Raw genomic sequence first — 13,304 nt, forward strand, 5'->3', positions numbered from 1 at the left:
CTTTTTTTCTTAGGATTTAATTCTTCTTTACGTTGCTTATAAAATTGCCAATATTTTTTGTCTTCCATAGAGAAAGGTGTGTAACGTAGCTCATTATAAGTTAGGTCAAAATATTTATAGGCATTTTCCATATCACCTAGTTCGTAATAGATAATACCTGCCCATAGAAATGTACTGCCATCAGGAACTGTTTTTCGCGCCTCTAATGCAATATTTATCCATTCAAGTGCCTTAGAATAATCCTTTAACTCTTTAAATCTGCCAGAAATTTCAGAACATAGCCCACTAGTTGGGGTTACGAATTGAGTAGCAGGTTTTGGAATTAAATCCCAAGCCCTCATTAACTTATCAATCCTTTCCTGAAGAGTTTTAGCTTGTCTCGACTCACATATAATATTATTAATTTCACTATTTAACTCAGGATTAATATCAGATAAATACATGGTTTTCCTTTCATTTATAATTCTTCATTAACAACTTTTGAGTAACTTTCCATTTTTAGGCTTACGGGATTTCTTATAACGTTCTTTGCTCTTTGCCCCACGGGAATAGTTGCCTAGCCCATATTCCAATCGATAATTATTAGAATCAAGCATCCATTTCCGTACTGTATGAGATTTAGCTCCATAATAACAACCGCAACGATTCCAATAGGAAACAGCATCTTCAGGATTATGTCCCATATATGCATTCTTTAAAGAGTATTTATTACCATCTATACCTTTGAAAACTGCATCCTCAGGAATCTGTAAGGTCGTCTAAAAAATGGAAACCGCGTGCGTACAATTCCACGCACATATACCATCAGAATTGAAGGTTTGTGTGGGGCTACAGTTTGCTGGTTTTTAACTATATTTCAACAATTTTTCTTCATGTAATGCTTGAATTTGTTTCAAAATAATCTCGTTCATTTGTTTTTCTAATAAATCATTAGTAGAGTTGCAGATAATTTTAACAACAGAAGCAGCAGATAATAGTCCTAACCTCATAAAGTATTCAAGTTCAAGATCATCATCTTCAATTGATTCCTTAACATTTTCCATTCCTTCTTCAACAAAATATAGCGATAGGTGTCGTGCAAAATAATTATCTAATCCTTCTTGAGCACCTTTTTGGCTTTTATACTCGGTTACAGACTTTAGTAATTCAAAAGATTGCTTTTTCTGAGCACTAGAAATAATAGGAGACTCATTCAAAAGACCAAGTATATATTCTACATCTCCCCATATTTCAAAATCCTCTTCAAATTTCACTTGCAAAATAGCAGGAATAATGATTTTGAAAGGTTCATATATCTTATTGACAAATAAACTACTAATTAAGTCAGTAAGTGCTTCTCTACTCTTAGAATTATTAAAAGAAAATTTCTTTTGAAGAATAGAAATCTTCTTTTTCTGATTTTTTGTAACACAAAATTCAGCAATTTTATTAAAGTCTATATTCATAGTTTTAAGGTCTCCATATATTTGTAGATTATCTTGAATTTTACTCGAACACCATCAAACAAGTGCGATATGCTGCTTTTATAGATGAACCCGCTCCTCCTTTTTCAGACGACCCCAGGCAGTGTATTTGCCGTACCATAAGAGATTGCCGTGGATGTCGGTCATCTCCCTCGGGATGCCAAACGGGTCATAGGCGTAGCGGCGGTTAAGTACGGTACAAAAAGGGTGTCTGAAAATATCGAATCTTACTTTTTAGTTTTTTTCTTAGGATTTAATTCTTCTTTACGTTGCTTATAAAATTGCCAATATTTTTTGTCTTCCATAGAGAAAGGTGTGTAACGTAGCTCATTATAAGTTAGGTCAAAATATTTATAGGCATTTTCCATATCACCCAATTCGTAATAAACGATTCCTGTCCATATAAACACACCTGCTGCAGGTTCATCTTTTCGTGCCTCAAGTGCAATTAACATCCACTCAAGGGCTTTTTGATAATCACCTAATTTTTTATAATTTTCTGAAATACCACAGGCGATTGCCGAAGTAGGCTCAACGAATTGAGTGGCTGGTTTGGGTAAAAGTTCCCATGCTTGATTGAGAATATCAATGCGTTCCTCCGGCGTAGTAGCATCATTTGAGTTACATACAAAATCATTGATTTTTTTGTTTAATTCATAATTTACTTGATCTAAATACATAATTTCTCCTTCTTATGTGCATTCTTTAAAGAGTATTTATTACCATGTTGGTCCAGGTGTGTACCTGTGCAGGGGTTCGTAGCTGTATTGGCGTAGATATAGGTATATCTGCCGTCCGGGTGGACTTCTTGCAGTAAATGGCTGCCGTCCCAAACGAATCCGGTTTCCTCTTCGAGGTCGTCTGAAACTTCTTCGTTTTTCAGACGGCCTTAATGTTTTATCAGGTTTCTATTAAATATGTAACTTATTGTTTGTAATATCCCATTAGGTTTCTAATTTCTTTAGATTTCTTTTTATCGTGATATTCTTCAGATGTATAATGTTTTGCATCATATCCAAACTCATTTTTTATATTTGTTTTAGCACCATTTTTTAAAAGAATTTCAATAATATCAAGATTTCCATGAAGACAAGCATTTTGAATAGGAGTGAAATTTAATTCACCTTGTTGATTGACATTTGCTCCATTTTCTATTAATAGAATAACATCTTTTTTAGATTGGGAATTAACTGCTAAATTTAATAATGTTTCTCCCATAAATCCTAAGTCATGTACGGAGGTTATAGGACTATGATTCAAAAAACTAGGGAAATCCTGATATTAAAAAAAAGATTTTTCAAGAAATTATTCATTATTTAGCCTCATAAAGAATTTATTTAGTATATTCAGATTTTGCTTTTTCTTTTAAAGCATCTAGCCTATTTTAACAACCATTTATTTTGATTGTATGTCTCCAGGGTTACATTTTTCTATCCTAATTAGTTATAACTCGATACATCTTTTGGCATGATTAATTTGCGCACTTAGAGTTGCGCATATAGACGCTTGAGGTGATACTGGAGTATCACAAAACCTTTTCGCTAGTTGATATTCTCGATCACATTTATCAGATTTATTATTTTTTTATTTGCTTTGTTAAACAATTATTGTAACTTTGCCAAACACTCTAAAGGGATTTAATCCTAGAAAATCTACCCAATTTACGATACTAAATGCATAAGTATAAAAATTTGTACCTCCTAAATATTTAATAGGATTGTGATTCACAAACCGCCCGGCCTCTGGCTCGTAATAACGCATCAGGTTGTAATGCAGCCCCGTTTCATGGTCGACATACTGGTTCTGCAGGCGGAAGGGCTCGTATGCGCTATCTGTTACTTTGGTTTCGCTCTTTAGTTTTCCCCAACCGTAATAATCCCTGAGCCAAACCAGGTTACCGTCCTTATCAATCATCTCTCTCGGGATGCCGATTTGGTCGCAGTGGAAGTAGTGGGTTTGTTGGCGGCTTTCGCCGTCGGCCAGTTCGCGGTGGATCAGGTTGCCGGTGCAGTCGTAGTAATAGGTCGTGCCGTGGTAGGTTTTAAGGCGGTCGAGTACGTCGTAGGCAAAGCGGTAGCACGTACTGTTTTCATTTGTGATAGCTAACCGACTATTTTCCCAGGCATACCTTTGTCAGTATTTTTTTAATAAAAATCATAAGAAAGGTCGTCTGAAGGTTATTTCAGACGACCTTAATATTTTGTTGGGTCTCGACCCAACTTACGCTTGCTACAGTTAATAAAATCAGATGAATGTATCAGAACACTTATGTAGTTTATATTTTTCCCAATGAAAATTACTAATATCGGCCTCTGAAGCATTCACTATCTTTGACTTGATAGAATATTCCATAAATTTTTTTCTTTGTTGAGTTAAGTCATCCTCATTTTCCCAGCAACTCATACATTCATCGCAACAGAAAAATAACTTATTAAAGTTAATGTTTTTTTTAATAATTAATCTTCCTTGTCCATCACATATAGGACATTCTTTAAACCAAAAATAATCAGTTTTTTTCATATTGGATCTCCTGTAATAGATGTCTGCCTTCACATCGTCTTAAAATTTCTATTACGTAAACAATGCTAGAATTTTCTAGATATTACGATATTACGCAAGATATAGCTTGCATAAATTATTGTGCCAAATACCCTGTGTCATAATCTAAATCGTCAGTTTCCACAAACTCATCTAAGAAATTATATATTTCTTCTATATCTACTTGAATTGGTATGTTTATTGCATAGAAATTTACATTAAATGCTTCATACTCACATCCAAGTTCTATTAGTTTAGTTAATATTTTATCTTTAAATTTCTGGTTTTCATTAAAGAAAACAATCCGCAATGTACTATTTTTACTATGAATTATAGTTTTATCATATAATAAATAATCTTCTTCCTTTTGTATTACACTAACAATATCACCTAAAGAGATTTCTTTGCTATAAAAAGGAATATTATTTATTTTAAGATAGCCTTCTTCAGTCACTTCTGCCCAAATGCTTTCCATAGATACTGGAGGATAACCATCAATTACTTCTAGATTAAAAAAAAGCTTTTTCATTTTAATTACCTTAAATAACCTTGCTAACTACTGTAGGATCTTGATTCGACCTTTAGGTTTATTTATAAGACCATTGTATCCCCAAATTTTGTATTTATGAACCCATTGATACAGTTGCCCAGAGTTAATACCCGCTACAATAGCTACTTCCCTTAAACCTTGATAGAATAATTCAATTGCTTTTCTTTTAAATTCATAACTATATCTCATGAAAATACCGTATTAAGCAGTTAAGAAAAGTTAAGGTTATCTATTAATAAAGCATACAAAAAAGCAGTACTACTAACGTTAAGGCACAGAGTGGCAATAGCCAAGCGGCCAGTCATACGTCTAGTAGTACTGCTTTTGATACTATAAGTATAAAAGACATATCAAACATCGTCAATAATAGAACCTATAGCTAATTTTAGGCAAAGCTATTAAACATATATTGACATATGTTAACATACTCTAATATATAATAAGAACCCTCTACCGATTAGATAAAGGGTTTTTCAGAGATGATTGTATGATTTTGAAAACATTATATTTATTGCTTTCCCCTCTATTCTACCACATAAATTTTAGGGGGCAAAAAAGGGGCAAATTATACTTAACTTATAGACTACTTATGAATATCTAAGAGTATCAATAAAAAAGAACCCTCTATCAATTTGATAAAGGGTTCTATATATTACTATTCAAGGAACGGGCTCCAATTGCCTTACCAAGTATATTAATATCTAAAATTGAATGGCGGAGAGGGTGGGATTCGAACCCACGGCCCCTTGCGGAGTCACTGGTTTTCAAGACCAGCTCCTTAAACCACTCGGACACCTCTCCATAACGGTACTATTATATCAGATTGGCCCAACAATAAGCAATAACGTAATAGTTAAGCAAGCAAAAAAGCTGGCTCATAGCCAGCTTTTTTCATGTGTATTTAGTGATTAGAACAAGTCTTTTTTCCACATACCAATGATAGCAATAATAGAAAATACTACTGCAATACCTATAACCTCATAAAAACCATTCACATCCTCTTGGAACGGCAATGGTACATTTGTCCCCCACAAGCTAAATATGATAGTCGGAACCGCCATAGCAATGGTTAAGGTTGCCAACATTTTCATAACCATGTTGAGGTTATTAGAGATGATAGACGTGAAGGCGTTCATCATATTCATCAAGATATTGGAGTACATTTCAACCATTTCCATGGCCTGTTTATTCTCGATGATAACGTCCTCTAGTAAGTCCTCATCCTCTTCGTAAATTTTGAGCAAATGTCTATAAGAGCTATGACCACGCAAGCGCAATAGACGCTCCATAACTGTACCATTCGTACGCAATGCAGAGGTAAAATATGTCAAGGATTTCTGTAATTCCAACAATTGGAAGAAGTCTTTATTCTTTGTGGTATGACGCAATTGAACTTCAATGTCGTCTGTACGACGGTTGATTTGTTGCAAGTAACGCAAGAACATAGTCGCTGTGCGATACAAGATTTGGAACAAGAAACGGGTCTTTTTAAACGTATAGAACGTAGAAATCTGATTGGAAATAAACGGATACAACACTTCAGAGTCTTCGAGGCAGACCGTAATAAAGAAGTCCGGCGTCAAGAAGATACCAAGCGGCACTGTATCGTACATATCGTTACCGCGAACAACTGGAATGTTGATAACAACGAAGATATAATTGTCCTCTAACTCCACGTGAGAACGTTCTTCCATATCGAGGGCGGTCTTTAAAACGTCCGTTGGAATTTCTGTCAAAATATTGATAAGGGATAACTCATCGGGGTCTGGGTTCACCAAATTTACCCAAGAACCTTTTGTGGCATCTGATACAGTGCAGTCTGAAACTAACTCTTCTTCTATGTGTTTGTACACCGTGATCATGCTATCCCTCCTTCCAACGAATATATAGTAATCATCTAATAAATTATATACCATTTTATAGCTATTATTCAATTCAATTGTGAAAGTTTTGTATATCTAGAACATACATATACAGTTTTATGTCTATTTATAATGCACATATGTATATGGTAAAAGTATCTCTAAATTAGCCTCTTACCTTTAAATTAGGTCCATAATTTTACCATCATCAATTACTAAACACCATAACGACTGACCTAACTATATATAACATATAACATATACATATACATATACATTTAATTTGTTCTAAGCAATAAAATAACCTCTACACTAGCTTTCACCAGTATAGAGGTTATTATTGTATGCTAATCTTTCAGATTAGAAGAATGTCATTTATTATATTTCTATCTTGTTCTAAAGGATACTTTCACCATATTAACGGCGCAAGATACGAATAGAGTTCAAGATACAAAGGATGGATACGCCAGTATCGCCAAATACGGCCCACCACATGGATGCATAGCCCATGAGGCCAAGCGCCATGATAAGGATTTTTACAGCAATAGCGAATACTACGTTTTGCCATGCAACGCGCAACGTCGCTTTGGACAAGTCAAGGATGTGTGCAATAGCAGTCAAGGATGGACGCATGAATACAACGTCTGCCGCTTCGATAGCCGCATCAGCGCCGCTACCCATCGCGCCACCAACATCAGCACCAGCAAGTACTGGAGCATCGTTGATGCCGTCCCCTACGAACATAGTTGGACCATATTCAGAGCGAATATCTTGTACTACGGATAATTTATCTTGTGGCAACAATTGAGCGCGAACAGCACTTACACCAGTTTCTTTGGCGATATAATTTGCACTTGCTTCAGCATCACCTGTAAGCATAACAGTTTTAATACCTTGACCATTAAGATCAGCGATAGCCTCTGCGGAATCAGGACGAGCTTCATCGGCGATGATGATGCGACCAAGGTATACATTACCTTCTGCAACAAGAACTTCTGTACCGTATTCAGCAAGTTCTGTTGGATAGCCTTGAACCGCATAGCGTTCCATAAGACGACGGTTACCAACAAGAACTTGTTGACCATCAGTCATACCTACCATACCTTCGCCTGCCAACTCTTGAACGAAGTCGGAAGCCTCTACAGTAATGCCTTGTTCTTTTGCTTCAGCCACAATGCTTGTTGCAATTGGATGCGTGGAAACCGCTTCGATAGCTGCCGCCATGGACAATAATTGAACATTGCTCACATGAGAGCCTACAGTTTCTACGTTTTGTACTTTAAATTCACCAGATGTGATAGTACCAGTTTTATCAAGAGCTACTGCTTTCACATTAGCCAATGCCTCGATAACGCGACCACCTTTAAGCAAGATGCCGTATTTAGACGCATTGCCAATGCCAGAGAAAAATGCAAGTGGCACGCTAAGTACCAATGCACATGGGCAAGAAATAACGAGGAATGTTAAGGCTGTGTAGATCCATTTATGCCATTCACCTGTAATAAGGGATGGGATGATAGCAACAGCCAAAGCAAGAGCTACAACGATTGGTGTGTATACGCGAGCGAAACGCGTGATAAAACGGTCAATTTTAGGTTTAGAAGATGCTGCATTTTCAACGGCATCAAGGATTTTGGTAACCATGGATTCTTCAAGAACCTTATCAACACGCATCGTAATGCGACCAGATTCATTGATGCAACCAGACATGAGTTGAGTGCCAGGTACTGCGCGAACTGGTACAGGTTCACCTGTTACAGGAGCTGTATTAACACGAGTTTCACCTTCAAGCACTGTGCCGTCAAGAGGGATCAAATCGCCAGGACGAACTTCGATAGTCGAGCCCACTTCAACCTTTTCAGGAGCCATAACTACGATTTCACCACCGCAGCATGTATCAACAACGCGTACCTCTTGTGGACGCATATCAACAGCATTCATGATTTCTGTACGGCTACGATCTGTTGCTTTTTCTTCAAAGAACTCGCCGATACGGTAGAACAAGATAACACCTACGGCCTCAGGTAATGCATCGATAGCAATAGCGCCCAATGTAGCGATAGACATCAAGAAGTTTTCATCAAATACTTGGCCTTTTAGGATATTGCGACCTGCGATGCGCAATACAGGGAACGCAAGAAGAATATAGGCAATATAGTAAATTGGAGTTTCGATAGACTCTGGCAAGCTGATGGACGGCACAACCGTAGTCAACGCTTCGTAGGCCATAAATAACAGGCCTGCTACGATAACTGCAATTGTTACTGCATCACTGCCGTGATCGTGATCATGACCATGGTCATCTACAGCCGCTTTAGATTTACGCTCGTAATCAGCTACGGTTACGCCCTCTTCGATGGAGTCACAAATATCTTGAATATCGCGTTTTAACGCTTCACGGTCTTCCCATGCGCCAGTTAAACGCAATTGATGTGTTGCTACTGTGAAGTTAGCAGATTCAATACCATCCATTTTACGGATGCGATCTTCAATTTTTGCTGCGCAGTTCGCACAGTTCAAGTCCTTCAGCAATAATGTTTCTTCCATGATATCTCCTTTGATAATAGTGAAAGTTCCTATCCTATATTGTAAGTTATTTTATTATCTGTTTCTAATACTTATTAGACATACCTTGTACCATATCTTTTTAGATATGTTCTTAAACTTTTTCATCAGATATTCTTTATATGAATATCTGTTCATATGTTTATTTTACATTGAAGGAGATTAAATGTCAATACAAAATTATATTCACTATATATCAAATTTTATTTACTTTAGTTCTAACTATATTCAACTTATATCAACTTTCGTTCTACCAGGAATTTATGTGCTACATCAGCTGGCAATTGATGTTCCGTTTCAACGGCGTAATTCATCTTCGCCATCTCTTGATCTGTAATCGTATGATTCAAACTTTCTAATACAGGTCGCAGTTCAGGATGAGCAATCAACACGTCGCTACGCACCACATTACCAGACATATAGGATGGATATAAATGTTTATCATCTTGTAACACCGTAATCGGTGCAACACTTAATTGACCATCAGTTGTGAATATTGGCATTGCATCCACCTCACCACGACTAATAGCCGTATATTTTAGCCCTATATCCATATCTTTAGTAGATTTAAACCTCATGCCATACACGCGTTGTAATCCAGCATAGCCATCCTCACGGCCAAAGAAATCATATTCCCCTCCTAATGTTAGGGATGGTGCTATACGAGCAAGATCAGAATACGTTTTTACACCATAACTCTGAACGATTTCATTGCGCACCCCTATGCCATAGGTATTATTAAAGCCATACATGCCAACCCACTCAAAATTATATTTCTCTTTATAGGCCTGTGAAAGCTCATTAAATAGACTTTCATCATAAGCATCCGTACGTTTCAACACAGCAGACCAAGCCGTACCAGTATATTCAGGATATATGTCAAATTGGCCGGAAAGCATAGCTGGTTGAATATTTGATGTACCACCACCTACACCTTCTGTAATCTCTACGGTTAGATCAGTTTTCTTCTCAATTAATTCTTTTAAAACATTCCCCAAAATAAGCTGTTCCGTCATAGGTTTCGTTGCAATATGAATAACATCGGTCTTCACATGACGGTAATACATAGCCCAGCCACCTATCCCCATCGCAATTATCGTCATAATCGAAACAAATATAATCGTATAGCGCTTCATATGAGGGCTAATACGCGTTACTCTTTCACCTAAAGAAAAGAGCGCATCAACAGTAATGGCTAATAATGCAATCAGTAGACTACCAGCAATCGTCAAAGCACTTTGATTCGTTGTAATGCCCCTATAAATCGCCACACCTAAACCACCGGCACCAATAAAAGATGCAATCCCCGTCAAGGCAATGGTCATAACGAGCATAGTCCGTATACCAGCCATAATAGTCGGCATGGCCAAGGGAATCTCTATATTCCACAAACGTTGCATCCTTGTAAGCCCTAACGCAATTCCCGCTTCACACATGGCTTCATCAATCTGGCTGAGACCAGTAAATGTATTTCGTACCATCGGTAATAAAGCATATATAACCAATGCAATAATAGCCGTCGTATTACCAACACCTGATACATACAACAAAAGGCCTAACATCGATATAGATGGAATCGTATATAGGAAATTAACTACTACCATAACCGGCGCAGCTAGCCGTTTATATTCGTATATAAACACACCCAGTAATCCACCGATGATGGTAGCAATAACAGAAGCTAATACTGAAATTTCTATATGCTCCCATAACAACTGGAGGAAAAAATCATAGCGATTAATAAGTAATGATATGACATCATGCATTACATACACCGCCTTTCTAAATTAAGAAATAAAAAACTATATAAGTATACTACAGCTAACCGAATTCAAAAATTTATTATCAAGCTATATTAACTCATAATATCATTGTATACCTAATTATCCCTTAACTCCAGTCTGCTTACCATACACAGCAAAAGCTGTTATATTTATATTTATATATCATACATGTTCAGCTCTTTAATATGTCTGAAAGGAATAACAATCCCTTGTACAGAGAGAATTTGTAATTGCCCACTAATCATATCAACAGCTCCTATAAGTTCTGTATATTTTCGTTTGTTATAGTAAACAATTCGTACCCACTCCCCACAACGTACAGATTGTAAAACTGTATTTAACTCATCTATTTGATCCTCTGATAACTCTGCCCGCTCTTCTTTAGGACTTGCTACAGCGGTTAATAAAGCCTCAAAACCCTTCAATGCCGCAAAGGGCATAAATTGTTTCGCCCGTTGTAAACGAGACATACGATGTTTCATTAATGTATACCTCTCTACTATTTATTCCCCATTATGCCCGCCTACTAATGTATTTCTAAAGCGCATAGTCCCTTCCTCTTGCAAGCTAGAGGCGCGCAGAATAGAGTTTTTACCAAACTGTTCCTTAATAGATAGCATCGCCTCTTGTACTTGTCGCTCTTTTTCCTCTGTATCTGTCGTAAGAGCGCTAAATAAATCCTCCTCTTGAGGGATGGATGAACGATTTACCAAATCCTCAAAACTTATTCCAATGCGACGGATAAGCTCATTTTTATGACAATGCTGCTCATATAGTTTAATAACAGCCGCCGTCAACGTCTGTAGAGAATCTGTATATTGTTTGAGCTTTTTAGAGCCCCCTGTGGAGCGCACCATTTCGTCTGCATAGCCAATATGAACGTGAATATGGTTCGTAACCCCTTTAATTTGTAACAGCTCTAGTACCAAGGATTCTACCATTTCACGCATAGGCACATAGGCCTCTTCATAGGAATAGTTACGCAACAAAATCTGGCTATGCGAGATGGAATGTTTAATAGGACGATACGCATGGATATCTGCAATCGTACAAGACTCACGGCCCCAAGCATGATCAATGATAAGCTCAGCATTAACGCCAAACTCCTTATATAGCTTTGCTTCAGGAACCATGGTGATACCATGCAAATCATAGGCGCCATACTTATGCAAGCGATTGGCTATGCCGTTACCAATCTGCCAAATGTCGGTCAAGGGGCGATGATGCCATATTTTCTTTTTAAAGAGGCTTTCATCAAGATACCCTATAAAATCAGGAGCATGTTTTGCGAGAATATCGAGAGCAATTTTGGCGAGGAATAAATTCGTGCCAATCCCAACGGTGGCATAAATCTTGGTCGCCTTTAACACCGCATCAAGTAACATCTGCGCTAGCTCACAAGGCGTTTTCTTGTAGAGCGGCAAGTAAGGCGTAATATCGATAAAATACTCGTCAATAGAGTACACATGCACATCCTCAGGTGCTACATACTTGAGCAAGGTTCCATAAATCTGAGCGGATACCTGCATATACCGCTTCATATGGGGCTTTACCGTTAAGTATTCAATATGCGGCGGGATTTCAAAGAGGCGACTGCGATTCTTAACGCCTAACTTTTTTAAGGCCGGTGAAATAGCCAATGTAATAGCCCCTTTGCCACGAGACCCATCGGCCACCACCAAAGGCGTCGTAAACGGATCCAGCCCCAAATCGGCGCACTCCACAGACGCGTAAAAACTCTTCAAATCAATGCACATATACATCCGATCCGTATCAGCTGAACCCATACAAACACCTCCTTAAACCGCTAAACCACTAGACTCTACCAGAAATATGAAAAGAAGAATTTCTATGATTAGTATAACAAAAATGCTGAGTATTTTCAAACATATGTTTGTTATTATAAAGGTAAATTTATAGAAAAATAAAAAGCACCTAACACTAGATATATAATCTAATGTTAGATGCCTATGTGTTTAACACATTATTAAATATAGCTATTTATTTCTATCTAACAAAATCCAACATCCCCAAAAATACCCCTAGCCCTAATGCAATTGAAGCAAGGCCATACACAATAGTTACCCTTACATTATCTATACTTACTTCTCCATTTTTTGCAAGCACACCTGTCGGGCTAAATAAAACTACAGGTCCACCGACTGGTCCAAAAGGAATATAAAACTCTACACTTTCAGCAGTATGAGTCTCACCATTCAAGATATACTTAATATCATAACCATAAATATATTTATCCATACCACGAGCTAATGGTATTTCCTTTATAACTCGTGGAAGTATAGACACAATCATTACTGGAGTTCCATTGCGACGCAATACAAATCGTTTGATAATTAAATACAACCCACTAAGTATTAACCAAAGAGCCACACAACAGAAGTAAAATACAAAAAACTCCATGCCTCTAGCCATCACGCGCTCCTTTCCCAACAATACACTGAAAACTATCTAGTTCTATTATATATTGATGGGACTTATTTTGCTAACGTAATACAAAAAGAGCACCACCTATCGAGGGGCG

At 37.3% G+C, this 13,304-nt stretch carries 16 protein-coding genes and 1 tRNA gene; all 17 read right to left on the reverse strand.

Annotated elements, in window-relative coordinates; translation table 11 throughout:
- Positions 1-443 (reverse strand): hypothetical protein (locus VEHSUH06_RS00980; protein ID WP_105097436.1); only part of this gene is annotated, 443 nt, incomplete at its 3' end.
- Between the two features lie 27 nt (positions 444-470).
- A complete protein-coding gene (locus VEHSUH06_RS00985) occupies positions 471-746 on the reverse strand; it encodes a GH-E family nuclease (RefSeq protein ID WP_363302804.1) in 276 nt (91 codons plus the stop codon).
- A 99-nt stretch (positions 747-845) separates the two neighbouring features.
- Positions 846-1,445, reverse strand: a complete 600-nt coding sequence (locus tag VEHSUH06_RS00990; protein ID WP_105097438.1) for a hypothetical protein — start codon at positions 1,443-1,445, stop codon at positions 846-848.
- Positions 1,446-1,523: 78 nt separating this feature from the next.
- Positions 1,524-1,610 carry an RHS domain-containing protein gene (locus VEHSUH06_RS10925; protein WP_199179708.1) on the reverse strand — a complete coding sequence of 29 codons (87 nt, stop codon included), beginning with the start codon at positions 1,608-1,610 and terminating at the stop codon, positions 1,524-1,526.
- Positions 1,611-1,690: 80 nt separating this feature from the next.
- The gene (locus VEHSUH06_RS01000; protein ID WP_105097439.1) at positions 1,691-2,143 is read right to left on the reverse strand and encodes a hypothetical protein; all 453 of its coding nucleotides are present in this window, start codon (positions 2,141-2,143) and stop codon (positions 1,691-1,693) included.
- Between the two features lie 244 nt (positions 2,144-2,387).
- A complete protein-coding gene (locus VEHSUH06_RS01010; RefSeq protein WP_105093790.1) occupies positions 2,388-2,681 on the reverse strand; it encodes an ankyrin repeat domain-containing protein in 294 nt (97 codons plus the stop codon).
- A 378-nt stretch (positions 2,682-3,059) separates the two neighbouring features.
- Positions 3,060-3,461, reverse strand: a complete 402-nt coding sequence (locus tag VEHSUH06_RS10730) for an RHS repeat-associated core domain-containing protein (RefSeq protein ID WP_316067476.1) — start codon at positions 3,459-3,461, stop codon at positions 3,060-3,062.
- A gap of 246 nt (positions 3,462-3,707) precedes the next feature.
- Positions 3,708-3,983, reverse strand: a complete 276-nt coding sequence (locus tag VEHSUH06_RS01020; protein ID WP_105097441.1) for a hypothetical protein — start codon at positions 3,981-3,983, stop codon at positions 3,708-3,710.
- 115 nt (positions 3,984-4,098) lie between these two features.
- Positions 4,099-4,530 (reverse strand): DUF4265 domain-containing protein, encoded by a 432-nt coding sequence (locus tag VEHSUH06_RS01025; RefSeq protein WP_105097442.1) that lies wholly within the window; start codon positions 4,528-4,530, stop codon positions 4,099-4,101.
- Positions 4,531-4,557: 27 nt separating this feature from the next.
- Positions 4,558-4,740 (reverse strand): helix-turn-helix domain-containing protein, encoded by a 183-nt coding sequence (locus tag VEHSUH06_RS01030; RefSeq protein ID WP_233187859.1) that lies wholly within the window; start codon positions 4,738-4,740, stop codon positions 4,558-4,560.
- 523 nt (positions 4,741-5,263) lie between these two features.
- Positions 5,264-5,352, reverse strand: a tRNA-Ser gene (locus VEHSUH06_RS01035).
- Positions 5,353-5,459: 107 nt separating this feature from the next.
- Positions 5,460-6,413, reverse strand: coding sequence for a magnesium transporter CorA family protein (locus VEHSUH06_RS01040; RefSeq protein ID WP_105097443.1), 954 nt, complete (start codon positions 6,411-6,413; stop codon positions 5,460-5,462).
- Positions 6,414-6,830: 417 nt separating this feature from the next.
- Positions 6,831-8,960 (reverse strand): heavy metal translocating P-type ATPase, encoded by a 2,130-nt coding sequence (locus VEHSUH06_RS01045; protein ID WP_105097444.1) that lies wholly within the window; start codon positions 8,958-8,960, stop codon positions 6,831-6,833.
- Positions 8,961-9,211: 251 nt separating this feature from the next.
- Entirely contained in the window at positions 9,212-10,744 is a 1,533-nt protein-coding gene (locus tag VEHSUH06_RS01050) for a glycine betaine ABC transporter substrate-binding protein (protein WP_105097445.1), read from the reverse strand.
- Positions 10,745-10,917: 173 nt separating this feature from the next.
- Positions 10,918-11,244, reverse strand: a complete 327-nt coding sequence (locus VEHSUH06_RS01055) for a YolD-like family protein (protein ID WP_105097446.1) — start codon at positions 11,242-11,244, stop codon at positions 10,918-10,920.
- Between the two features lie 21 nt (positions 11,245-11,265).
- Positions 11,266-12,549 (reverse strand): DNA repair protein, encoded by a 1,284-nt coding sequence (locus VEHSUH06_RS01060; protein WP_105097447.1) that lies wholly within the window; start codon positions 12,547-12,549, stop codon positions 11,266-11,268.
- A 220-nt stretch (positions 12,550-12,769) separates the two neighbouring features.
- Entirely contained in the window at positions 12,770-13,195 is a 426-nt protein-coding gene (locus tag VEHSUH06_RS01065; RefSeq protein ID WP_105097448.1) for a hypothetical protein, read from the reverse strand.
- Positions 13,196-13,304: the final 109 nt, after the last annotated feature.

Origin of the sequence: Veillonella sp. S13053-19 (genome assembly GCF_002959835.1) — a bacterium.
Classification (GTDB): domain Bacteria; phylum Bacillota; class Negativicutes; order Veillonellales; family Veillonellaceae; genus Veillonella; species Veillonella rogosae.